This window comes from Variovorax sp. FG153 (assembly GCF_057809595.1).
Genome location: NZ_JBMDKG010000009.1, coordinates 1 through 21,238 on the forward strand (window position 1 = coordinate 1; position 21,238 = coordinate 21,238).

Sequence of the window (21,238 nt, forward strand, 5' to 3'; positions counted from 1 at the left end):
GCGCTATGCGCAGGAGTTCTTCACCACGGTGAAGACGGCCTACACGCTGGCCTGAGTGAGGCAGCGTTCGCGGCCGCGCCTTCAGCGCAGCGGCCGCAACCCCATCGCCACCCCCAGCCCCGCCACGCTCGCGAGTGCCACGATCGCGGCGGCGGCCGGCCAGCCCAGCGCCTCGACCGCGCCGCCGACCAGCGCCGGGCCGATCATCTGGCCGACGTTGTTGCCGGTCATCAGCAGGCCGACCGTGAGCGGCGCGAGCCGCGATTCCGGCGCGGCCCGTTCTGCCGAGGCCAGCAGGGTCGCGGGCAGCAGCCCGCCGGCGCCTGAGAACAGCAGGCACAACACGAAGGTCGGCGGCGCCGCCAGGAGCGGCAGGAAGATGCCGAGCGCGGCGATGCCCATGGTGGCGGTCGCGATCGCCACCAGCCGCCAGCGCGGCGTGCCGCGCGCCAGCAACAGGCCGGCCGCGAGGTTGCCGGCCACGTTCGCGAGGCAGGCGAGCGCGCTCAACAGCCCGGCCGTGGCCGCGCTCGTGCCCATGCGCTCGATCAGCAGCACCGGCAGGAAGTTGAACAGCGCGAAGAACTGCAGGCTGTAGATCGCGAAGGACAGCGCGAGCCGCAGCGGCGCGCTCGCCGCGAGCGTGCGGGCGGTGTCGCCGGCGATGTCGCGCCACGACAGCCGGCGCGCGTCGCGCTCCGGGCGCGGCACGGCCGCCAGCACCAGCGCCAGCAGCACCGGCGCGAGCAGGCCGTTCGCGAGCCAGAAGCCGCGCCAGCCCTCGAGCACCGAGCCGACGAAGAACGCGATCGCGATGCCGACCGGCATGAAGCAGCTCCAGATCGCGAAGGCCAGATCCTTGGCCGCGGGCGCGACGATGCGCTGCAGCAGCGCGGGCCCGGCGATCACGATCAGCAGGAAGCCCAGGCCCTCGACCACGCGCGCGAACAGCAGCGCGGCCAGGCCGCCGGCCAGGGCGCCGATGGTGCTGCCGACGGCCAGCGCCAGCAGGCCGGCCGCGAGCAGCCGACGGTCGCCCGCGCGCGCGATCCAGGCGCCGACCGGAATCGCGCCGAGCACGCCGAGCAGCGAGAACACCGCCATCAGCCAGCCGATCGCCGACAGGCCGAGCCCGAAGTCCTCGCGCAATTGCGGCACCGCGATCGCGACCTTGCCGACCTGCAGCGCGGCGATCACGCCCGCGGCGACGACCAGGGCGACGCCGGTCCAGGCGGTGGTGGCGGCGGAGGAGGGCAGCGGCGCGGACGTGGAGTGCATGGACGCCAGTCTGGCCTTCGAATCCGATCGATGAAAGCAAATAATATCGGTCGACTTCATCGATCGAACCGATCGAGTCGCATTGCCCGAAAGAGGAAACGCCCATGCTGGATGCGCTCACGTTGTCCCAGATGCAGATGTTCGCGGTGGTGGCCGAGGCCGGCAGCTTCCGCGCGGGCGCGGACCGGCTGCACCGCGTGCAGTCGGCCGTGAGTCAGGCCGTCGCCAACCTCGAGCAGCAGCTGCAGGTGCGGCTGTTCGATCGCTCGGGCCACAAGCCGGTGCTCACGCCCGCGGGCCAGGCGCTGCTGGGCGACGTGCGGCAGATCCTCGCGAAGGTCGATGCCTTGCGCGCCCGCGCGCAGGGGATCGAGCAGGGCATCGAGCTCGGCCTGTCGATCGCGGTCGACACGCTGTTCCCGATCGACCTCGTGGCGGCCGCCATCCGCGGCGTGCACGCGGTGCACCCGGGCATCGCGATGCGCATCGAGTACGGCTCGATGGGCGCGCCGGTCGAGGCGCTGCACAGCGGCCGCTGCGACATCGCGATCTCGGCCTTCTCGCAGCTCGACGAGCGCATCGCGCGCGAGTTCCTGCTGCCGCTGTCGATGGTGGCGGTGGCGGCCGCCGCGCATCCGCTGGCGGCGCTCGCGAGGAAGAAGGCCCGCGGCTCGCTCGACGATGCGGCCGCGCGGCATCTGCAGATCGTGGTGGAGGACGCGAGCGCGCTCAGCGCGGGTCAGGACTTCGACGTGCTCTCGCCCACCACCTGGCGCGCGGGCGACATGCAGATCAAGCTCGCGCTGCTGCGCGCCGGGCTCGGCTGGGGAAAGATGCCGTCATGGCTGGTGGCGGCCGACATCGCCGCGGGCACGCTGGTGCAGTTGCCGGTGGGCCGGCTCGGCGTGGACGGCGAGACCGGCCACCGCGCCTACTTCTGCCACCGCGCCGACAAGCCGCTGGGCGTGGGCGCGCGGCTGCTGCGCGAGGGCCTCAAGGCACTGTCGATGCCGGCGGCGCGCGGCGGCGCCGGCGCAGCCAGAACTCCACCAGCTCGAACACGCCCTCGCTCAACAGCGCCAGCGCCGCCGCCGGCAGCGCGCCCGCCACGAGCAACTCGCGGTCGTTGAGCGCGAGCCCGGTCACGATGCGTTCGCCGAAGCCGCCCGCGCCGATGAAGGCCGCGATGGTCGCGGTGCCGATCGCGATGGCGGTGGCGGTGCGCACGCCCGCGAGCAGCGTGGGCAGCGCCAGCGGCAGCAGCACCAGTCGCAGGCTCTGCTTCGAGGTCATGCCGAGCGCGGTGCCGGCCAGCCGCAGGCCGTTGGGCACCTCGGCCAGGCCGGTCACGGTGTTGCGCATGATCGGCAGCAGCGAATAGAGCGTGAGCGCGATCAGCGCGGGCAGGGTACCGATGGCGCCGAGCATCGAGATCAGCACCGCGAGCAGCGCCAGCGAGGGCACGGTCTGCATCAGGCTCGCGACGCCCAGCACCAGCGCGCGCAGCCGCAGATGCGGAAACACCAGGATCGCGATCGGCACGCCGACCAGGATGGCCACGCCCACCGACAGCGCCACCAGCAGCAGGTGCTGGCGCGCGAGCTGCCAGAGGTCGGGGCCGAAGAGCTTGGCCGCGAAGCCGCGCCGCGTGTCCTGCGGCGCCGCGCCGTCCTTGCCGGCGCTCGCGAGGAAGTCGCGCGCGATGGTGTCGAAGGGCACGCTCTGCAGCTCGGCGCGCGCGTTCATCGCGATCATCGCGTGCTCGTCGACGCGGCCCTCGAGCTTCTGCAGCGCGGCCCAGGCCTGCGGCAGGCGCTGCGGCAGGTCGAGCTTGTAGAGCACCACCGCGTCGTAGCGCGGGAAGTACTGGCGATCGTCCTCGAGCACGCGCAGGCCCAGGTGGTCGATCTTCGCGTCGGTGGTGTAGATGTCGATCACGTCGACCTGCTTCGCGCCGATCGCGTCGTAGGCCAGGCCGTGGTCGAGACCGGTGGGCGTCTGCGTGAAGCCGTAGCGCGCGGCCAGGCCCTTCCAGCCGTCGGCGCGGCCGATGAATTCGTTCGACAGGCCGAGCTTCAGCTCGGGATGCTTGGCGAGGTCGCCGAGGCTGCGCAGCCCGAGCCGGTCGGCATCGGCCGCGCGCACCGCGAGCGCATAACCGTCGTTGAAGCCCAGCGGTATCGCCACGCCCAGGCCCAGCGGCGCGAGCGCCTCGTTCATCTGCGTGCGCGTGGCCGCGGGCGAGCCTTTCAGGATTTCCAGCGCGATGGTGCCGGTGTATTCGGCATAGAGGTCGATCGCGCCCGAGCGCAGCGCCTCGTAGACGATCGCCGTGTTGCCCAGGCCCTGGCGCACCACCGGCTTGTTCGCGAGGTGCGGCGCGGCGGTCTGGGCGAGCAGCTCGGCCAGGATGTAGGACTCGGTGAAGCGCTTCGAGCCGACGCGCAGCGTGCCGTCGTCGGTGGCCGCGCGGGCCGATGCCGCACACCACAGGCAGGCGATGGCCGCCAGCAGCGCGAGCACGAGGGGCAGCGCGACGCGCCGGAGGGAGTGGGGCGGGTGCATCGCGGGCAGTGTATAGACAAGCCCGCGCGCGGCGTACCCGTCGGCGTCCTACAGCCTGCCGTGCGCGGCGCCGATGCGGCGCGGCGCGCATGGGGCCCACACTGGCCGCATGACCCAATCCAAGCGCGCGCCAGGGAGCGCCAAGCCCGTCACGGGAAAGTCCAAGGCCGGAAGCCGGCCCGCTCCGAAGATCGACCTGCCCGGCCCCGACGTCCACGGCCTGCGCGAGCTGCCCAAGCTGCAGGTCGACGGCTATAGCCTGCAGCTGCGCGACAACGAGGGCTTCGTCGGCGACCAGGCGAGCCAGACCGCGTTCCGCGCGCTGCTCGAGCGCTGGCGCCGCAAGCACCGCAGCGACGGCACCGATCCGCTGGGCCTGCGGCATTCGCGCGACATGAGCAAGAAGGAGCTCGACCGGCTGCTGCGCGGCCAGAAGGTCAGCGACGCGGCCAACGTGATGCACAGCGCGATCGGCGAGTTCGCGCAGGAGCTCGCGGCCGTGATCCAGCGCTTCCTGCACCAGCCTTCATGGGAGAAGGTCGAGCGCATCGTGGTGGGCGGAGGCTTTCCCGAGAGCGAGGCCGGCGAGCGCGCGATCCTCGAAGCCGGCGCGATCCTCGAGGAGATGGGCGTGCACGTGCAGCTCGGCCGGCTCTCGCACGAGGTCGACGACGGCGGGCTGATCGGCTGGGTGCACCTGACGCCGCCCGAGATGCTCAAGAAGCACGACGCGATCCTCGCGATCGACATCGGCGGCACCAACGTGCGCTGCGGCATCGTGAAGACACGCCACCGCAAGGCGCGCGACTTCTCGCTCGCGAAGGTGGTGCGGCGCGAGAAGTGGCGCCATGCCGACGAGAAGCCCAGCCGCACCAACTTCGTCGAGCACGTGGCCGGCATGCTCGAGGACATGGTGCGCTACGCCGAGCGCAAGAAGATCCGGCTCGCGCCCTTCATCGGCATCGCCTGCCCCGGCCTGATCCGCAAGGACGGCTCGATCGCGCGCGGCGCGCAGAACCTGCCGGGCGACTGGGAGAGCGAGAACTTCCACCTGCCGAGCGCGCTGTGGCGCCGCATGCCGATGATCGGCTCGGGGCCGACGCTGGTGCTGATGCACAACGACGCGGTGGTGCAGGGCTTGAGCGAGCTGCCGTTCATGCGCGATGTCGGCCACTGGGCGGTGCTCACCATCGGCACCGGGCTGGGCAATGCCAGCTTCACGAACCGCAAATGACTAGACCGCCAGTGCGCGTCGCCTGAGCCGCAGGAAGCTGAACACGGCGGCGCTCGCCGCGCATGCGGCACCCAGCCACAGCGCGTACACCGCGCCATTCGTGCTCGACACGTGGAAGCAGGCCGCCACCAGCGCCGCGCCCGAGGACTGGCCCAGCAGGCGCACCGTGCCCACCATGCCGCTGGCACCGCCGCTGCGCGAGGCCGGTGCCGAGCCCATGATGGCGCGCAGGTTCGGCGACTGGAAGAAGCCGAAGCCCGCGCCGCACAGCGCCATGCGCCAGACGATGCCGGCCACCGTGGGATGCGGCGGCAGCAGCGCCAGCGACAGCAGGCCCAGCGCCAGCAGCGCGAGCCCGATGCCGCAGAGCAGGCCCGGCTCGTAGCGGTCCGACAGGCGTCCGGCCAGGGGCGCCATCGCGGCCACCACCAGCGGCCATGGCGTGATGAGGAAGCCGGTCTCGACCTGCGAATAGCCCAGCAGCGACTGCAGCAGGAAGGGCAGCGAGATGAAGGCCAGCGCCTGCGCGGCGAACGAGCACACGGCCGTTGCGGCCGACAGCGCGAACACGGGATTGCGCAGCAGGTCCATGGCCAGGATCGGCGCCGGATGTCCGGACTGGCGCTTGAGCAGCCAGGCCAGCAGTACGAAGCCCAGCACGGCCTGCACGATCACCGACTCGACGGTGGCCTGGTGCGCGGCCTCGGTGAGCGTGGAAGCCAGCAGCGCCAGCGCGGCGGCGCACAGCAGCGCGGCCAGGCCGTCGAAGCCGTGGCTGTGGCGCTCGGTGGCCGGCAGGAAGCGCAGCCCGTAGAACACCGCCACGGCGCAGATAGGCACGTTGATGAGGAACAGCCAATGCCACGAGCCCAGCAGCAGCACCAGCGATGCGGCCGTGGGCCCGCCCGCGAAGGCCAGGCCCACGACGAGCGCGTTCAGGCCCAGGCCGCGGCCCAGCATGCCCGAGGGGTAGACGACGCGCACCAGCGCGCCGTTGATGCCCATCACGCCGGCCGCGCCCAGGCCCTGCACCAGGCGCCAGCCGACCAGCGCGGGCAGCGAGTCGGCCAGGCCGCAGCCCAGCGAGGACACGGTGAACAGCACCAGGCCCCAGAGGAACACGCGCCGGTGGCCGAGCACGTCGCCGAGCGCGGCGGCCGGCAGCAGCGCGGCGACCATCGCGAGCTGGTAGCCGCTGACGACCCAGGTCGAGGCGGCCTCGCTCACGCGCAGTTCGTTGGCGATGGTGGGCAGGGCGGTGTTGGCGATCGCGGTGTCGAGGCTGGCCACGCACACGCCCAGCATGATGGCGAGCAGCGCGCCGAAGCGTTCGTGGGCCGGCAGGCCCGGGCCGATCGCATGGATCTCTTGACGGGAAAACAGGGAGGCCATCGCTCGCGGAAGAAAGAGGGCTGCGGCGTCCGGCGACGCCGTGGGGAGACGCGAAGGCTAGTCCTAAGTGGAAACCCTTGCCGGCGCTCGGGGAAGCGCGGCGCGGGCCTCCCCGGCCCGCCCGCTGCTCACTCGGGCTTGGCGCCCGTGGCCGCCACCACCTTGCCCCAGCGCACGATCTCGCTGCGCACGAAGGCGCCGAACTCGTCGGGGCCGGTGCCCATCGGCACCAGGCCCTCGTCCCTGAAGCGCTCGCGCATGAGCTCGGAGCCCAGCGCGGTGCGCGCGGCGTCGGCGATGCGCGCCACCAGCGGCGCGGGCATCTGCGCCGGCCCGAAGAGGCCATACCACGAGCTGTACGCATAGCCGGGCAGCACTTCCGCCACGGCCGGCACGTCGGGAAAGGCAGCCAGGCGCTTCTCGCTCGTCACGCCCAGGGCCTTGAGGCGCTTTGCCTTCACGAGCTGCTGCACCGTGGCCACGCCCGCGAAGGCCAGGTCGATCTGTCCCGCCACCACGTCGGCGATGGCCGGCCCGGTGCCCTTGTAGGGCACGCCCACGATGTCGATGCCCGCGTCGCGCTTGAGCATCTCGCCCGCCAGGTGGTTGGCGCTGCCCAAGCCCGCGATCGCCACGTTGAGCTTGCCGGGCTCGCGCCTGGCCAGCGCGATCAGCTCGCGCACGTCGTTGGCCGGGAGCGTGGGCCGCGCGATCAGGATGGCCGGCAGGCTGGCGATGCCCGCGAGCGGCGTGAAGTCCTTCTGCGGATCGAAGGGGAGGCTCGGATACAGCGAGGCATTGATGGCGTGGCTGGTGTAGCTCAGCAGCAGCGTGCTGCCGTCGGTGGGCGCCTTGGCCACGGCCAGCGCCGCGATGTTGCCGGCCGCGCCCGGGCGGTTCTCGACGATGAACTGGTGGCCCAGGCGCGTGGTGAGCTCCTGCGCCAGCGCGCGCGCCACGATGTCGGTGCCGCCGCCGGGCGTCGCGCCCACGAGCAGGCGCGTGACCTGCTGCGCGCGAACGCCGAAGCTCGCGAGGGCCGAGGCGCTCGCGCCCGCGGCGATGAATCTGCGTCGAAGCATGCTTGTCTCTCTTTCGTTGTCATCGGGGGGCGGGCCGGCCGGTGCCGGCGCGCGGTTCAGGCCAGGGCGTCCGCCGCCAGTCGCTTCGCCCGCCAGGGCTCGAGCCGCATGTTCAGGGCCTGAGCCTGCCGCTGCTCGTAGGCCAGGAACTCGGACGTGATCGCGCTGCCGCGCACGCCGCCGCGCACCGCGCCCGCGCGCACGTCGCCGTAATACTCCTCGAAGGCAGCGGGCAGCGGTTGCGACGAGGGGATCGCGAGCCACAGGCGCAGCAGGTGGCGCTTGTCGTCGGGCGCCTCGAAGTCCTCGAAGGGCGTGCGCGAATGCAGGGTCACGTAGTTGTTGAGCAGCTGCAGGTCGCCGCGCTCCAGGGTCATGGAGTAGCACAGCAGCGGGCTCGGCATCAGCTCGTCGAGCAGGTCGAGGGCCTCCACCTGCTGCGGCGTGAGGCGCGGCACCTCGGGGAAGTCGCGCTGCGCCGCGTCGGTGTTCTTGCGGTTGGTGCGCGCGGCGAAATGCACCGGGTCGCTGCCGAAGATCGGGCAGCGGTAGAACGGCGGCTGCGACGGGTCCTGCGTGCCCTGGTAGCTGTGGAAGAAGGGCTGCTGCAGCACCGGGATCAGGTCGGGGCGCAGCCGCTGCACCTCGTCGCGCAGCCGGATCGAGCTGATGACCTTGCTGGTGCCGCCGCTCTTGGCCGTGCGCCGGCACAGCAGGCCCACCACGTCGCACGAGTCCTGGTGGAAGTCGAGGCCGGCGCTGGTGTTGTAGCCGCGGCCGCCCTTGACCTTGTAGTCGCCGCCTTCGTCGCGCACGTCGTTCATGACCTGGCTGGCGCGGTTCTGCGTGCGGCCGACGCCCATGTGCAGGCTCATGCCCCAGTAGGCGGTGCGCGTCTCGTCCTCGCTCCATTCGTCGACCGGGAAGCCCTTGAGCAGGCACATGCCCCAGCGGCCCTGCGTGGTCGCGATGGCACGGTCCAGCGCTTCGCGCGAGGCCGCGGGCAGCGGGAAGTCGGCCTGCGTCATCGAGAGCAGCGGCTTGCCCAGCGCGGCCGCATGCCGCAGCGCCGAGCGGAAGCCGTCGACCTCCGTCTCGCTGAGGCGCTGGATCCAGGAACTGTCCTGGCGCACCTCTTCGGCGGTCCAGGCGAGGGGGGCGGCGGGTTGCGTGTCGTTCATTCGATCGGGTCCTCGGGTGTCGTGCCAAAAAGTCTAGGACCGCGCGATGCAAAGAAAAAGCGACACTATTTCAAGTCTTAGATAAGGAAATTTGATGAAGATCGATGCCTTCTCAACGCTCGACGCCGTGCTGCGCGGCGGCACCCTGGCGGCGGCCGCGCACGAGATGAACCTCACGCCCAGCGCCATCAGCATGCAGATGAAGCAGCTCGAGGCCTACCTGGGCCAGCCGCTGTTCGACCGCTCGGGCCTGCAGGTCAAGCCGATGAAGCTGGCGCACGAGGTCTCCTCGGTCATGCGCGATGCGCTGCAGCAGCTCGAGTCGCTGCGCAAGCGCGCGAGCGTGAGCATCGAGGGCAGCGTGCGGCTGGGCGTCATCGAGTCGATGCAGCCCATCGTGCTGCCGGCCACCATGCGGCTGCTGCGCGAGCGCTATCCGCGGCTGGAGCTGCGCCCCGCGCGCGGGCGCAGCGCGTCGCTGATCGCGGCGGTGAAGGCCGGCGACCTCGATGCGGCGCTGGTGGCGCAGCCCGAGAGCGGCGGTTCGGCGCGGCTGCGCTGGCAGCCGATGCTGCGGCGCGAGCTGGTGCTGGTGGCGCCGCCCACGGCCACCGAAAGCTCGGTGGCCGCGCTGTTCAAGCAGTACGACTGGATCCGCTACGACCGTTCCACCGTCACCGGCACGCTGGCCGCGCGCTTCGTGAGCACGCAGGTGCGCGAGAAGCGCGGCACGCTGGAGTTCGACAGCACGCCCGCCATCGTCGCCATGGTCAGCGGCGGTCTCGGGATCTCGGTGGTGCAGATCGCGGACCCGGGGCTGGTGGCGACCTACCCGGTGCGCATCGTGCGGCTCGGCCGTGGCGCGCCGATGCTGCAGCTGTCGCTGGTCACGCGCAAGACCGACGACGACAGCCGCACGCTGGCCGCGATGCGCGAGGCCATGCACACGGCGTTGATGACGGCGCAGCGGCAGCGCAGCGACCGCGGCATGTAGGGTTGCGCTACAGGTCCTCGGGCCGCAAGCCGCCCTCGACGCGCACCCCGCCCGACACGGCCGCGAGATTGCCGGCCGCGTCCGAGGCGCGCACCTCGATCACCGCATGGCCCGCGCGTGTCGGCGTCCAGGTGCACACGTAGGGCGCGGCGCGCAGCGTGCAGACGGTGCGGCCGTCGGCGATGAACTTGAGCTCGGCCACCGCCACGTTGTCGGCCGCGCTCGCGGCCAGGCGCAGCGGCAGGCCGGCCGCTGCGGTCGGCGGCGCGACGAAGGCCACGGCGGGCGGCAGCGTGTCGGCCGGCGGGTTGACCATCACGTTGGCCGAGGCCACCGCCGTGTTGCCGGCCGCGTCCATCGCGATCACGCGGATGGTCTGCATGCCGGGCGCGGTGGGCGTCCAGCTGCAGGTGTAGGGCGGCGCGGTGAAGCTGCAGATCGGCAGGCTCTGCGCGCCCATCACCTTGAGGCCCCACACGCCCACGTTGTCGACCGCCACCGGCGCCAGCGTCACCGGCTGGCCCACGGTGGCCATGGCCGGCGCGGCCAGCGAGACCACCGGCTTGTGGTCGTCGGGCAGGCCCAGCGGCAGGTCGATGGAGAACATGGCCTGGCCGCGCACCGCCTTCTGCTCGAAGGCATCGAAGATGGTGAACCAGCTAGCGCCCGGCGCGCGGCCCGGTGCCTGCGCCTTCACCAGCAGGTTGGTCTTGCCGACCGCGAAGCAGGTGAAGCCGCAGCGCCAGTCGAAGACGAAGCGCCCGCCCGCGTCCGACACGCCCTGCGCGATCGGCTCCAGCGGCTTGCCCGCGCCCGGATCGCGCCATACCCAGACCTGCGCGCCGGGCAGCGCCGCGCCGCCCTCGCGCTCGCTCACGCGCACCTGGGTGGCGGTGGTGCCGGCCATGAACTTGGAGCTGCCGAGCTTGGGCCAGTTGCTCCAGTCGGTGTCGAGGTTGGCCTTGGTGCCCTCGGTGAAGCGGATCATCTCGAGCGTGGCGACGCGGTTGGCCGCGGGGTCGAAGCGCTCCTCGAACACCGTGCCCAGCAGCGGATCGAGCCGCCAGTGCTGGCGCGGCCACCAGTAGCGGTCGGCGGGCTTCATGAGGTCGAGGTCGGCCTTGGGCGCGACGTCGGTGGTGTCGGCCACGGCGATCGCGTTGTAGTACTCGCCCGAGCCGGCGCCGAAGACGTGCTCGAGTTCGTGCAGCAGGGTCTTGAGCTGGCGCCCGAGGTAGTCCTTCTCGGTCGATTCGACGGCGCCGGGCGCGATGGCGCGCGTGAGGCGCAGCGGGTCGTGGATCGCGGTCCAGTTGAGGTTCCAGGTCGCGCCGCGCGCCGGAAAGGTCCAGCTCATCGTCAGGCCGCCATGGCTGTAGCCGCGCGTCGACTTGTTGATGCAGACCGCGATCTCGCCGTTGACCAGGCCGTTGAGGCTGCACTGCGGTGCCTGGGCCGGCGCGATCCATTGCAGGTCGGCGGCGGGATCGAAGCCGAAGCCGCGCACCGATTCGCGCGTGAAGACAGTGTTCACGTCGGCCACGTACTGCGCCAGCCGGCGGCCGGCCTCGGCGCCGCCGATCTCGGCCGCGAGCTGCGGATCGACGAAGAACTTCAGCCGGTGGACGCTGGCGGTGCCGCGGCCGATCTCGTCGAGCACGACCGCGCCCGAGGGCGATGCGACCAGCAGGGCCACCGCCCCCAGCAGGGCGGCGCACAGCCGGCGTACGCCGGCTTGCAGCGAGGAGAAGGCTCGCATCGGTCTTCCCCGCGGCGGGGGCGCAAAGCGCGAACGGTCGGCGCCGGGAGCCGGCCGTTCGCCGTGCGCGACCCCCGTCGGGCGGCCCTGCGATGCAGGGGGTGCCGGGAGTGCCGATCGGGCCGCGCCTCAGGGGCGCGCGGACAAAACCAATCCGTCAACTACCGAAACCGGTAGTAATTCTAGATGGATTGTGTGTTTGTGTTTCAAACGTTGTTACAATGTATCAAATTGGCGGCCCCGATGCCGCCGTGGCGACCGCCTCCTCGGGCGGCGCGCTGCCCAGCGCCTTGCAGACCGCGACCCAGTCCACGGCCAGCCGGCTGCGGCTCTGGGCCCGGTCGCGCTGGGCCTGCAGCAGGGTGCGGCGGGCATCGAGCGCCACGCCGAAATCGGTGAGCCCGCCGGCGTAGCGCGCCTGCGCGAGCGCCAGCGCATCGGCGCTCTCGCGCTCGCGCTCGGCCAGCTCGGCCTGGCGGCGGCGCTCGGCCGCATAGGCGCTGAGCGCGCCGTCGATCTCGTGCCAGGCCTTGAGCACCGTCTGCTGGAAGGCGACGGCCGCTTCCTGCTGCTGCAGCTCGCGCAGGGTCACGGTGCTGCGGCGCCTTCCCATGTCGAAGATCGGCAGGCTCAGCGAGGGGCCGACCTGCCACTGCCGGCTGCCCCAGTTGCCGAAGCGCTCGTGGCCCACCGATTCGTTGCCGAAGCGCGCGCCCAGCGTCACGCGCGGATAGAGCTCGGCCACCGCCACGCCCACGCGCGCGGTGGCGGCATGGAGTTGCGCCTCGGCCGCGGCGATATCGGGCCGGCGGCGCGCGAGTTCGGCCGGCAGGCCCAGCGCGAGTTCGGGCAGGGCGCGGTCCTGCGCGGTGGCATCGGCCGGCGCCGCGAGTTCGGCATTGAGCGCGCCCGGCGTGGCGCCGAGCAGCAGCGTGATCTGGTTCATCGCCTGCGCCTCCTGCTGCTGCAGCGCCGGGATGCGGCCGCGCAGCTCGGCCAGCAGGCCGCGCTGGCGCACCGGGTCGAGCTCGGTCACGAGGCCGCCGCGCGCGCGGGCCTGCACCAGCTCGAGCGACTCGCCGGCGGCCGCGAGGTCGGCGCGCGCCAGTTGCAGTTCGCGCTGGCTGCCGCGCAGCTCGACGTAGTTGCGCGCGACCTCGGCCTGCACGCTGAGCTGCGCCTGCCGCAGCAGCGCGGCCGAGGCGGCGCTGTCGGCCTCGGCGGCCTCGACCGCGCGCCGCACGCGGCCCCAGAGGTCGATCTCCCACGAGGCGTCGAAGCCGGCCTGGTAGAGGTCGAAGGGCTGCGACAGCGAGCGGATCAGCTGCTCGCGGTTGCCGGCCGACGAACCGATCGCGTCGATCATGCGCGTGGCCGCGCCGCTCTCGCTCTGCCGCTGGCGGTTCACGCCCGCGCTCGCCTCGAGCTGCGGCCCTCGCTGCGCCGCGGTGGCGCTGCGCTGCGCGCGGCTCTGCGCGAAGCGCAAGGCGGCCGTCCGCAGGTCGTGGTTGGCCGCGAGCGCGCGCGCCTGCAGGCTGTCGAGCAGCGGATCGCCGAAGGCCTTCCAGTCGCTGGTGGCGGCCGAGGCGCCGGCGCGCCGCTCGGCGCCGAGCAGCGCATCGGCGCCGCCGTGCCAGGCCGACCAGTCGGCGGGGGCCGGCGTCTCGGCGGGGCGATGGTCGGGGCCGACCGCGCAGCCCGACAGCGCGAGGGCGAGCACCAGCGGCGCGAGGGCATGAGGGAGGGACATGTCTTCTTCTCCAGACGTGGGGTGGCGCGCGTTCAGGCGAGCCGGTTCCGGAACAGCCAGGCCGCGAGCGGCAGCGTGACCACGGCGATGACCGAGAGCGGAATGAGATTGGCCGCCACCGTCGAGAGCCCGACGCCCTCGAGGTAGACGCGCTGCACCAGGTCGATCGCGAAGCGCAGCGGATTGGCCAGCGTGGCGATCTGCAGCACTTCGGGCATGTTGCGCACCGGCGTGGTCAGGCCCGACAGCAGCATCATCGGCATCAGCAGCACGAAGGTGTAGAGCATGGCCTGCTGCATGTTGGCCGACACGGCCGAGATCGACAGCCCGATGCCCACGCTCGCGACGGTGAAGAACACCAGCCCGGTGTAGAGCGTGAACAGCGAGCCCGCCATCGGGATGCCGAACCAGAAGCGCGCCACCAGCAGCACCAGCGAGGACTGCACCAGCCCCACCAGCACCGGCGGCAGCGCCTTGCCGACCATGATCTCGAGCGGCGACATCGGCGTCACCAGCAGCTGGTCGAAGGTGCCCTGTTCGCGCTCGCGCGCCACCGACAGTGCGGTCAAGAGCAGCGTCTGCACCATGCTGAGCGCGGCGATCATGCCGGGCAGCAGGTTCCAGCGGGTCTCGAGGTTGGGGTTGAACCAGGCGCGCGATTCCACGGCCAGCGGCGCCGGTGCCAGGCCCGCGCGGCTGCGCAGCTCGGCGTTGTAGCGCTCGACCACCGCGCCCACGTAGCCCGCGGCCGAGCCCGCGGTGTTGGAGTTGCGCGCATCGAGGATCAGCTGCACCGGCGCGCGCTGGCCGGCCGCGAGCCGCTGCTCGAAGTCGGGGCCGAGCTGCACCACCAGCAGCGCCTTCTGCGTGTCGATGACCTCGCGGATGTCGGCCTGGGTGCGCAGCGTGGCGACGCGGTGGAACACGCCGGTGCCGTCGAGCCGCGCGACCAGCTCGGTGGCCGCGCCGCCATGGCTCTGGTCGAGCAGCGCATAGGGCACGTTGCTGAGGTCGTAGGTGGCGGCGTAGCCGAAGATCAGGCTCTGCATCAGCGCCGGCACGACCAGGATCACGCGGCTCGCGGGGTCCTTGAGGATCGCGAGCAGTTCCTTGCGGCAGAGGTTGGCGATGCGCAGCAGGAAGTCGAGCATGGTGCGGTTCCTTTCAGTCCAGGCGCTTGCGCGTGACCGCGCGCGCCAGCGCCAGCAGGCCCACCGCGTAGGCGGCGAGGATGGCGCAGTCGCGCCAGATCAGCGGCCAGACGTCGCCCGCGAGGAACAGCGTCTTGACCAGCTCCATGAAGTAGGTGGCCGGCAGCGCATGCCCGATCACCTGCACCGCCAGCGGCGTGTTGCGCAGGTCGAACAGGAAGCCCGACAGCATCATCGAGGGCAGGAAGGTGGCGATCAGCGCCACCTGGCTGGCGAGGAACTGGTTGCGCGTGACCGAGGAGATCACCAGACCCAGGCTCACCGCCACGACCAGGTAGAGCATCGAGCTCAGCACCACCACCGCCAGCGAGCCGTACATCGGCACCGCGAACAGGAAGCGCGCGGCCAGCAGGCACAGCGCCAGCCCCAGCATGCCGACCGCGAAGTAGGGAACGATCTTCGCCAGCAGGATCTCGACCGGCCGCACCGGCGTGACGAACAGCGCCTCGAGCGTGCCGCGCTCCCATTCGCGCGCCATCACCAGCGCCGTGAGGAAGGCGCCGACCAGCGTCATGATCAGCACGATCAGCCCCGGCACCAGGTACCAGGTGCTGGTGTTGGCGGCGTTGAACCACATGCGCTGCTCGACCGTCACGCTGCCGATGGCGGGCGCCGCGCTGGCGTTGCCGCCGCGGTCGGCCTGGCGCAGCGCCGACTGGCCGATGGCCGCATCGAGGTACTGCAGCACGATGGTCGCGCGGCCCGCGTCGGCGCCATGCACGATCACCTGCACGCGCGCCTGGCCGGCCGCGAGCGCGCGCGAGAAGTCCGAGGGCACGCGCACGATGGCGTCGATGCGGCGCTCGCGCATCAACCGTTCGGCCTCGTGCATCGAGGCCAGCGGGATCGGCGCGAGCGTGGGCGAGAGCTGCAGCCCGGCCATCGCCTCGTGCGCGCCGGGCGAGGCGTCCTCGAACACGATCGCCACCGGCGCATGCTTGACGTCGAGCGACATGCCGTAGCCGAAGATCAGGATCAGCACCATCGGCAGCAGGATGCCGATCGCGAGGTTGCTGCGGTCGCGCAGCAGTTGGCGGAACTCCTTGCGCGTGAGCGAGACCAGGCGGGACCAGAAGCCGCTCATGCTTTCTCCTTCCGCGCCTTCTCGACGATGCCGATGAAGGCCTGCTCCATGTCGATGCGGCGCGCATCGTGCTCGCCGTATGTGTCTCCCAGTGCCTGCGCGCGCACCTCGCGCGGCGTGCCGATGGCCAGCAGCCGGCCCGCGTCCTGGATCACGATGCGGTCGCAGTACTCGGCCTCTTCCATGAAGTGGGTGGTGATCACGACCGTGGTGCCGGCCTCGGCCAGCGCGGTGATGCGGCGCCAGAACTCGCGCCGCGCGAGCGGGTCGGCGCCGCTGGTGGGCTCGTCGAGGAACAGGATCTCGGGCTCGTGCAGCAGGCCGGTGGCCATCGCCAGGCGCTGGCGGTAGCCGCCGGGCAACTGGCCGCTGGGCGCGTCGATCTCGCGCGCCAGGTCGAACTGGCGCAGCACCGCGTCCATGCGCTCGCGCAGCCGCGCCCCGCGCAGGCCGTAGGCGCCGCCGAAGAATTCGAGGTTCTCGCGCACGCTGAGGTTGCCGTAGAGCGCGAACTTCTGCGAGACGTAGCCGATGCGCCGGCGTGCCTGCGCGCGCGCATGGCGCAGGTCGACGCCGGCCACGCGCAGCTGCCCGCCGCTGGCCGGCAGCAGGCCGCAGAGCATGCGGAAGGTGGTGGTCTTGCCCGCACCGTTGGGGCCCAGCAGGCCGAAGATCTCGCCGCGGCGCACGCTGAAGCTGGTGCTGGCGACGGCGGTGAAGTCGCCGAAGCGGCGTACCAGGTCCTTGACCTCGATGACGGTGTCGCCGGGCGTGGAGGAGGAGGGCACCGGCTGCCGCGCGATCGGCTCGGCGGGCTTCGGCGCCGGCTCTTCCTGCGTGCGCAGCAGCGTCATGAAGCCGTCCTCGAGCCGCGGCGCCACGGGCTCGGCGGCCGCGCCCTCGAGCAGTGCTTCGATGCTTGCCTCGTCCGCGTTGTCGCGCCGCACGAAGCGCACCTCGCCGCCTTGCGGCACCGCGTCCACGATCTCGGCGCGCGCATCGAGCAGCCGCGCCTGCAGCCGCCGCGGCGGCTCGCCGGCCGGCGGCGCGGCCACGAAGCACAGGCCCTGCGCGCGGTCGCGGATCTCCTCGGGCGCGCCCTGCGCCACGAGCCGTCCCTCGCGCAGCACGAACACGCGCGCGCAGCGCTCGGCCTCGTCGAGGTAGGCGGTACTCACGATGACCGAGAGCTGCTCGTCGTCCACCAGCTGCTGCACGATCTGCCACAGCTCGCGCCGCGACAGCGGATCGACGCCCACCGTGGGCTCGTCGAGCAGCAGCAGCTCGGGCGAACGCACCAGCGTGCAGGCCAGCCCGAGCTTCTGCTTCATGCCGCCCGAGAGCTTGCCCGCGGGCCGGTCGGTGAAGCGGCCGAGGTCGGTCATCTCCATCAGCCGGCCGTAGCGCGCGCGCCGCTCGTCGCGCGGCACGCCGTGCAGGTCGGCATAGAGGTCGAGGTTCTCCTGCACGCTGAGGTCGTCGTAGAGGCCGAAGCGCTGCGGCATGTAGCTGATGCGGTCCTGCACCGCCTGCGGGTCGGCGGCCACGTCGATGCCGAGCACGCGCAGCTCGCCGGCATCGACGCGCAGCAGGCCGGCCATCAGCCGCAGCAGCGTGGTCTTGCCGGCGCCGTCGGGGCCGACCAGCGCGGTCAGCGTGCCGGGCGGCACCTCGAGCGCGATGTCGTCGAGCGCGTGCACGGTCTTCTTCGCGGGCTTGACGACGAAGCGCTTGTGCAGGCCGCGCGCGAGGACGGCGGGCGCGTTCACTTGCCGGCCGTTCCGGAGGATGCGAGCCGCAGCGTCACCGTGGCCGGCATGCCCAGCCGCAGCCGGTCCTCCCTGTCGTCGACCATCACGCGGATCTCGTAGACCAGGCTGCTGCGCAGCTCCTCGGTCTGCACGGTCTTGGGCGTGAACTCCGCCACCGAGGCGATGTAGCCCACCTTGCCCGCGATCGCGCGATCGGGCTGGCTGTCGGTTGTCACGCTGGCTTCCTGCCCGGCCTGGATGCGGCCGAGGTCGGGCTCGGCGACGTAGGCCCGCACCCACTTGGGATCGGTGATCGCGAGCGTGAAGGCCGGGCGCTGCGGCGAGGCCATGTCGCCGGGCTCGAGCAGCCGCGCGCGCACCACGGCGCCGATCGGCGCCTTGAGCTCGGCCTCCTCGAGCTCGTGCTGCATCAGCGCGAGCTCGGCGCGCGCCGCCTCGAGCTGGGCCTGGGCCTGGGCTATGTCCTCCTTGCGCGGCCCGCTCACCACCAGTTGCCGTGCCTTGCGCGCGTTGTCGAGCTGGGCCTGCGCGACCTTGCGCCGCGCCTGCGCGCTCTCGAGGTCCTGCTGGCTCACCGCGCGGCCCGCGGTCGACTGGCCGATGGCCTGCAGCCGCGCGAGCTGCTGCGCGGCGAGCTCGGCATCGGCCTGGGCGGCGCTCACCTGCGCCTCGGCCTGCGCGATCTCCTCGGGCCGGCTGCCGGTCTTCAGCCGCAGCAGCGCCTGTTCCTGCACGCCGATGCGCGCCCGCGACTGCGCCACGCGCAGCGCCAGGGTGCGCGTGTCGAGCCGGCCGATGACCTGGCCGGCGCGCACCCGGTCGCCCTCGCGCACCGCGAGCTCGGCCACGCGCTCGCTGCCGCTGAAGGCCAGCGACACCTGCCGCAGGTCGACGTTGCCGTAGAGCACGATGCGGTCGGAAGGCGCGGCCGGGCGGCCGTAGTGCCAGGCGGCGACGGCCGCGGCGGCCAGCACGACGACGGCGAGGGCGATCAGGGGTTTCTTGGTCATGGCTTTTTGGGGCGGAAGCGGAAGGAGCGTCCGGATCGTATCAAATTCAAATTTGAATTTGAAGTAGGCCGGAAGTTGGGGTAGGCTCGCGCCATGGCCAGCCGCTCCCGTTCCCCTCGTCCGACCGCCTCCTCCGCACCGCCCGCCGCCGAGGCCGAACCGGCCGCGCGCGCGCCGCGCACCGACGGCAACGCGACCCGCGCCCACATCCTCGAGACCGCGGGCCGGCTGTTCGCCGAGCGGGGCTTCGCGGCCAGCACCAGCAAGGAGATCTGCACCCGCGCCGGCACCAACATGGCGGCGGTCAACTACCACTTCGGCGGCCGCGACGGCCTCTACGAGGCGGTGCTGGTCGAGGCGCACCGCCAGATCGTCAGCCTGGACGAACTGGTGGCCCAGGCGAGCAGCGGCGCCGATCCGCGCGAGCGGCTGCGCGCCTTGCTCGGCCACCTGGTCGAGATGGGCCACCAGCCGCAGGCGCCCTGGGGCTTTCGCGTGATGCTGCGCGAGGCGCTGTCGCCCTCGAGCGCGATGCCGGTGCTGATCCAGAAGGCGGTGCTGCCCAAGGCCAAGGTGGTGCGCGGGCTGATCGGCGAGATCATGGGCCTGGCCGACGACCATCCTTCGGTGCAGCGCGGCGTGATGTTCACGGTGCTGCCGTGCATCGTGATGATGGTCGCGCCCAAGGAGCTGGGCCAGCGCGTGCTGCCCGCGGTGCGCGACACCGGGGCGCTGGTCGACGACCTGATGCGCTACGTGCTCGCGGGCCTCGACGCGGTGGCGCGGGAGGCGGGCGGCCAGCAGGCCGCCGCGCCCGTCAAAGCTGGAAGGCGACGGTGAGCAGCAATCCCTCGGCCACGTCGCGCAACAGGCCCGGGCGCCGCGCGCGGTAGGCCTCGCCGGCCGAGGCCGTGGTCTCGATCCATTCGGCCAGCCATTCGATCTCGTGCGTGCCGTAGAACACGACATTGGCCTCGTGGTTCAGCAGCAGGCTGCGCAGGTCGAGGTTGATCGAGCCGCACATCGCGAGCTGGTCGTCGACCACCACCGCCTTGGCATGGGCCATGAACGGCAGCATGCGGAAGCTCACGCCCGCGCGCGCCAGGTCGCGCATGGCGCGCGTGCGCACGAAGTCGGCCAGCCGGTGGTTCGACTGCGCGGGGATCGCGATCGTGACCTGCACGCCGCGCCGCGCGGCCAGCCGCAGCGCGTCGCGCAGGCCGTCGCCGGGCACGAAGTAGGGCGTGATCGCGAGCAGCCGGTGCTCGGCGCGAAAGCAGGCGTCGATCAGCAGCGCATGCGCGGTGTCCTCGGTCTGGTCGGGGCCGCTCGGCAGGAACTGCGCCAGCGCGGCGCCCGGGCCTTCGGGCACGTCTTCAGCGGTGATCGCGCGCGGCTTGCGGCTGCGCACCGAGGCCCAGTCGTGGTCGAACTGGCGCGCCGCGGCGGCCGCCACGCTGCCGCGCAGGTCGAACGAGAGATCGCGCCAGGCCTCGGGATGGGCGGCGTCGCCGTTGAAGTACTCGCAGGCGAGGTTGCGCCCGCCCGACCAGAGCCAGCCGTCGTCGGCGATGGTGAACTTGCGGTGGTTGCGCAGGTTGCGCGGCCCGATGCGACGCAGGCTGAAGAAAGGCCGGAACACCGCCACCTCGCCGCCGGCCGCGCGCAGCGGATCGAAGTGGTGGCGCGGCAGCGTGAGCGCGCCGAAGCCGTCGAGCAGCACCCGCACCTTGACGCCTTCGCGCGCGCGCTGCGCGAGCCGCTCGATCACCGAGCGGCCGAGCGCGTCGTTGCCGATGATGAAGGTGCAGACGTCGAGCCGTTCGCGCGCGCCGTCGATCACCTCGAACAGCGCGAGCCGCGCGTGCTCGCCGTCGGCATGCAGCCGGATCGCGCTGCGCCCGGGCGGCGCCAGGCCGAAGCTCTCGATCAGGTCGGCCGCCCAGTGGCCGGCCGGAGCCGAACGCGGCGGCCGCGCCGAGCCCGCGGGGCGCAGCTTGCGCTGGCCGAACAGCAGGTACATCGGCAGGATCAGGTAGGGCAGCAGCACCAGGCCCATGACCCACGCGATGGCGGTGGTGGGCGCGCGCTGCTCGCGGCGTGCGCGGGTGGTCAGCACGTAGACCAGCAGCGCGAAGGTGACGACGAGGAAATGCTGGGACGGAGAGGGAAGCCAGTCGAACCCGTTTTTCGGCATGGGCCGATGATGCCTGAGGCGGCCGCGCGCCGCCGTGCTTGCCCCCTCAGCGCCGAAGGAAGGCCGGAACGCCGCGGCCCTGCGAGGCCAGGAAGTCCATCATCGGGTCGACCACCGCGCGTACCGCGGGCCGCTCGCCGACGCGGTCGCGCCAGGCCACGAGCCGCGGCGTCTCGGCGGTCATGCCCGCGCCCTTGCGGTCGGCGAACACATGGGCCATGTAGAAGGCGATGTCGGCATAGCCGTAGTCGCCGGCCAGGAACGCGCGGCCGTCGGCCAGCAGGGTGTCGAGCTGGCCGTAGAAGCGCGCGCAGGCGGCGCAGGCCTCCACCGCGGGCGGGCTTTGCATCGCCTCCTGCAGGCCGAAGAGCCTGACCACCTGCGGGAAGAAGACCTCGTCGGAACGGTGCTCGAGCTGGCGCGCGCGGGCCCGCGCGGCCGCTTCGGCGGGCCACAGCGCGGGCCGTGGATGCCGGTCCTCGAGGTACTCGAAGATCTGCGTCGAGTCGAACAGCTCGACCGCGTCGTCGATCAGCACCGGCACCTGGCCCTTGGGGTTGATGCGCAGCACCTCGGGGTGCTTGGGGCTGTAGTTGTCGTCGCGGTCGAAGGGCACCATCACGAGCTCGAAAGCGATGCCCTTCTCGAGCGTCGCGATCTGCACCTTGGCGCCGAACATGCTGAGGGGGCCGGAGAAGATGTGGGTCGTCATGGCCCCGAGTTCAGCAG

General features: G+C 72.2%; 16 protein-coding genes and 1 pseudogene. 4 read left to right on the forward strand and 13 right to left on the reverse strand.

The annotated features are described in order from the left end of the window. Positions 1-81 precede the first annotated feature (81 nt). The gene (locus ACODT0_RS12640; RefSeq protein WP_489041424.1) at positions 82-1,278 is read right to left on the reverse strand and encodes an MFS transporter; all 1,197 of its coding nucleotides are present in this window, start codon (positions 1,276-1,278) and stop codon (positions 82-84) included. Between the two features lie 131 nt (positions 1,279-1,409). Here ACODT0_RS12640 and ACODT0_RS12645 point away from each other — a divergent pair. Beyond that, positions 1,410-2,216 (forward strand): annotated as a pseudogene (locus ACODT0_RS12645) (LysR family transcriptional regulator); the annotation flags it as partial. A 55-nt stretch (positions 2,217-2,271) separates the two neighbouring features. Here ACODT0_RS12645 and ACODT0_RS12650 read toward each other — a convergent pair. Beyond that, positions 2,272-3,843 (reverse strand): ABC transporter permease/substrate-binding protein, encoded by a 1,572-nt coding sequence (locus tag ACODT0_RS12650; protein WP_489041425.1) that lies wholly within the window; start codon positions 3,841-3,843, stop codon positions 2,272-2,274. Between the two features lie 109 nt (positions 3,844-3,952). On the opposite strand from ACODT0_RS12650, the gene ACODT0_RS12655 reads away from it, so the two are divergent. Then, on the forward strand, positions 3,953-5,077 hold the full coding sequence (locus ACODT0_RS12655; RefSeq protein WP_489041426.1) for an ROK family protein: 1,125 nt from the start codon (positions 3,953-3,955) through the stop codon (positions 5,075-5,077). Here the strand turns inward: ACODT0_RS12655 and ACODT0_RS12660 are convergent, their stop codons facing one another. From ACODT0_RS12660 to ACODT0_RS12670, 3 genes are all read right to left on the reverse strand, one after another. Further along, positions 5,078-6,469 (reverse strand): MFS transporter, encoded by a 1,392-nt coding sequence (locus tag ACODT0_RS12660; RefSeq protein ID WP_261213721.1) that lies wholly within the window; start codon positions 6,467-6,469, stop codon positions 5,078-5,080. Between the two features lie 128 nt (positions 6,470-6,597). After that, the gene (locus ACODT0_RS12665) at positions 6,598-7,551 is read right to left on the reverse strand and encodes a tripartite tricarboxylate transporter substrate binding protein (protein ID WP_489041427.1); all 954 of its coding nucleotides are present in this window, start codon (positions 7,549-7,551) and stop codon (positions 6,598-6,600) included. Between the two features lie 56 nt (positions 7,552-7,607). Beyond that, positions 7,608-8,732: a TauD/TfdA family dioxygenase gene (locus ACODT0_RS12670; protein ID WP_489041428.1), complete on the reverse strand. Its 1,125-nt coding sequence runs from the start codon at positions 8,730-8,732 to the stop codon at positions 7,608-7,610. Between the two features lie 94 nt (positions 8,733-8,826). On the opposite strand from ACODT0_RS12670, the gene ACODT0_RS12675 reads away from it, so the two are divergent. Further along, on the forward strand, positions 8,827-9,726 hold the full coding sequence (locus ACODT0_RS12675; protein WP_261213715.1) for a LysR family transcriptional regulator: 900 nt from the start codon (positions 8,827-8,829) through the stop codon (positions 9,724-9,726). A gap of 7 nt (positions 9,727-9,733) precedes the next feature. On the opposite strand, the gene ACODT0_RS12680 is transcribed toward ACODT0_RS12675, so the two are convergent. The 6 genes from ACODT0_RS12680 to ACODT0_RS12705 form a co-directional block, all read right to left on the reverse strand. Continuing rightward, on the reverse strand, positions 9,734-11,485 hold the full coding sequence (locus tag ACODT0_RS12680; protein ID WP_489041429.1) for an Ig-like domain-containing protein: 1,752 nt from the start codon (positions 11,483-11,485) through the stop codon (positions 9,734-9,736). Positions 11,486-11,711: 226 nt separating this feature from the next. After that, positions 11,712-13,235 (reverse strand): efflux transporter outer membrane subunit, encoded by a 1,524-nt coding sequence (locus tag ACODT0_RS12685; protein WP_489041430.1) that lies wholly within the window; start codon positions 13,233-13,235, stop codon positions 11,712-11,714. Between the two features lie 32 nt (positions 13,236-13,267). Continuing rightward, on the reverse strand, positions 13,268-14,386 hold the full coding sequence (locus ACODT0_RS12690) for an ABC transporter permease (RefSeq protein ID WP_057595683.1): 1,119 nt from the start codon (positions 14,384-14,386) through the stop codon (positions 13,268-13,270). A gap of 13 nt (positions 14,387-14,399) precedes the next feature. After that, entirely contained in the window at positions 14,400-15,530 is a 1,131-nt protein-coding gene (locus tag ACODT0_RS12695) for an ABC transporter permease (protein WP_489041431.1), read from the reverse strand. Next, entirely contained in the window at positions 15,527-17,299 is a 1,773-nt protein-coding gene (locus ACODT0_RS12700; protein ID WP_489041432.1) for an ATP-binding cassette domain-containing protein, read from the reverse strand. Before ACODT0_RS12700 ends, ACODT0_RS12695 begins: the two co-directional genes overlap by 4 nt. Then, on the reverse strand, positions 17,296-18,312 hold the full coding sequence (locus tag ACODT0_RS12705) for an HlyD family secretion protein (RefSeq protein ID WP_489041433.1): 1,017 nt from the start codon (positions 18,310-18,312) through the stop codon (positions 17,296-17,298). The genes ACODT0_RS12700 and ACODT0_RS12705 overlap by 4 nt, the downstream gene beginning before the upstream one ends. 93 nt (positions 18,313-18,405) lie before the next feature. On the opposite strand from ACODT0_RS12705, the gene ACODT0_RS12710 reads away from it, so the two are divergent. Beyond that, positions 18,406-19,152 (forward strand): TetR/AcrR family transcriptional regulator, encoded by a 747-nt coding sequence (locus ACODT0_RS12710; protein WP_261213704.1) that lies wholly within the window; start codon positions 18,406-18,408, stop codon positions 19,150-19,152. Here the strand turns inward: ACODT0_RS12710 and ACODT0_RS12715 are convergent. Next, positions 19,130-20,509: a phospholipase D-like domain-containing protein gene (locus ACODT0_RS12715; RefSeq protein ID WP_261213702.1), complete on the reverse strand. Its 1,380-nt coding sequence runs from the start codon at positions 20,507-20,509 to the stop codon at positions 19,130-19,132. The two genes, ACODT0_RS12710 and ACODT0_RS12715, sit on opposite strands and share 23 nt — an antisense overlap. Positions 20,510-20,555: 46 nt before the next feature. After that, positions 20,556-21,221 (reverse strand): glutathione S-transferase family protein, encoded by a 666-nt coding sequence (locus ACODT0_RS12720; protein WP_489041434.1) that lies wholly within the window; start codon positions 21,219-21,221, stop codon positions 20,556-20,558. Positions 21,222-21,238 lie beyond the last annotated feature (17 nt).

What these genes read in the sequence shown, in the direction of transcription:
- ACODT0_RS12675 (WP_261213715.1), top strand. Translation starts at nt 8,827, where the DNA reads ATGAAGATCGATGCCTTCTCAACGCTCGACGCCGTGCTGCGCGGCGGC.
- ACODT0_RS12710 (WP_261213704.1), top strand. Translation starts at nt 18,406, where the DNA reads ATGGCCAGCCGCTCCCGTTCCCCTCGTCCGACCGCCTCCTCCGCACCG.
- ACODT0_RS12695 (WP_489041431.1), bottom strand. Translation starts at nt 15,530, where the DNA reads ATGAGCGGCTTCTGGTCCCGCCTGGTCTCGCTCACGCGCAAGGAGTTC.
- ACODT0_RS12650 (WP_489041425.1), bottom strand. Translation starts at nt 3,843, where the DNA reads ATGCACCCGCCCCACTCCCTCCGGCGCGTCGCGCTGCCCCTCGTGCTC.
- ACODT0_RS12705 (WP_489041433.1), bottom strand. Translation starts at nt 18,312, where the DNA reads ATGACCAAGAAACCCCTGATCGCCCTCGCCGTCGTCGTGCTGGCCGCC.
- ACODT0_RS12720 (WP_489041434.1), bottom strand. Translation starts at nt 21,221, where the DNA reads ATGACGACCCACATCTTCTCCGGCCCCCTCAGCATGTTCGGCGCCAAG.
- ACODT0_RS12690 (WP_057595683.1), bottom strand. Translation starts at nt 14,386, where the DNA reads ATGCTCGACTTCCTGCTGCGCATCGCCAACCTCTGCCGCAAGGAACTG.
- ACODT0_RS12665 (WP_489041427.1), bottom strand. Translation starts at nt 7,551, where the DNA reads ATGCTTCGACGCAGATTCATCGCCGCGGGCGCGAGCGCCTCGGCCCTC.
- ACODT0_RS12660 (WP_261213721.1), bottom strand. Translation starts at nt 6,469, where the DNA reads ATGGCCTCCCTGTTTTCCCGTCAAGAGATCCATGCGATCGGCCCGGGC.
- ACODT0_RS12715 (WP_261213702.1), bottom strand. Translation starts at nt 20,509, where the DNA reads ATGCCGAAAAACGGGTTCGACTGGCTTCCCTCTCCGTCCCAGCATTTC.
- ACODT0_RS12670 (WP_489041428.1), bottom strand. Translation starts at nt 8,732, where the DNA reads ATGAACGACACGCAACCCGCCGCCCCCCTCGCCTGGACCGCCGAAGAG.
- ACODT0_RS12655 (WP_489041426.1), top strand. Translation starts at nt 3,953, where the DNA reads ATGACCCAATCCAAGCGCGCGCCAGGGAGCGCCAAGCCCGTCACGGGA.
- ACODT0_RS12640 (WP_489041424.1), bottom strand. Translation starts at nt 1,278, where the DNA reads ATGCACTCCACGTCCGCGCCGCTGCCCTCCTCCGCCGCCACCACCGCC.
- ACODT0_RS12685 (WP_489041430.1), bottom strand. Translation starts at nt 13,235, where the DNA reads ATGTCCCTCCCTCATGCCCTCGCGCCGCTGGTGCTCGCCCTCGCGCTG.
- ACODT0_RS12680 (WP_489041429.1), bottom strand. Translation starts at nt 11,485, where the DNA reads ATGCGAGCCTTCTCCTCGCTGCAAGCCGGCGTACGCCGGCTGTGCGCC.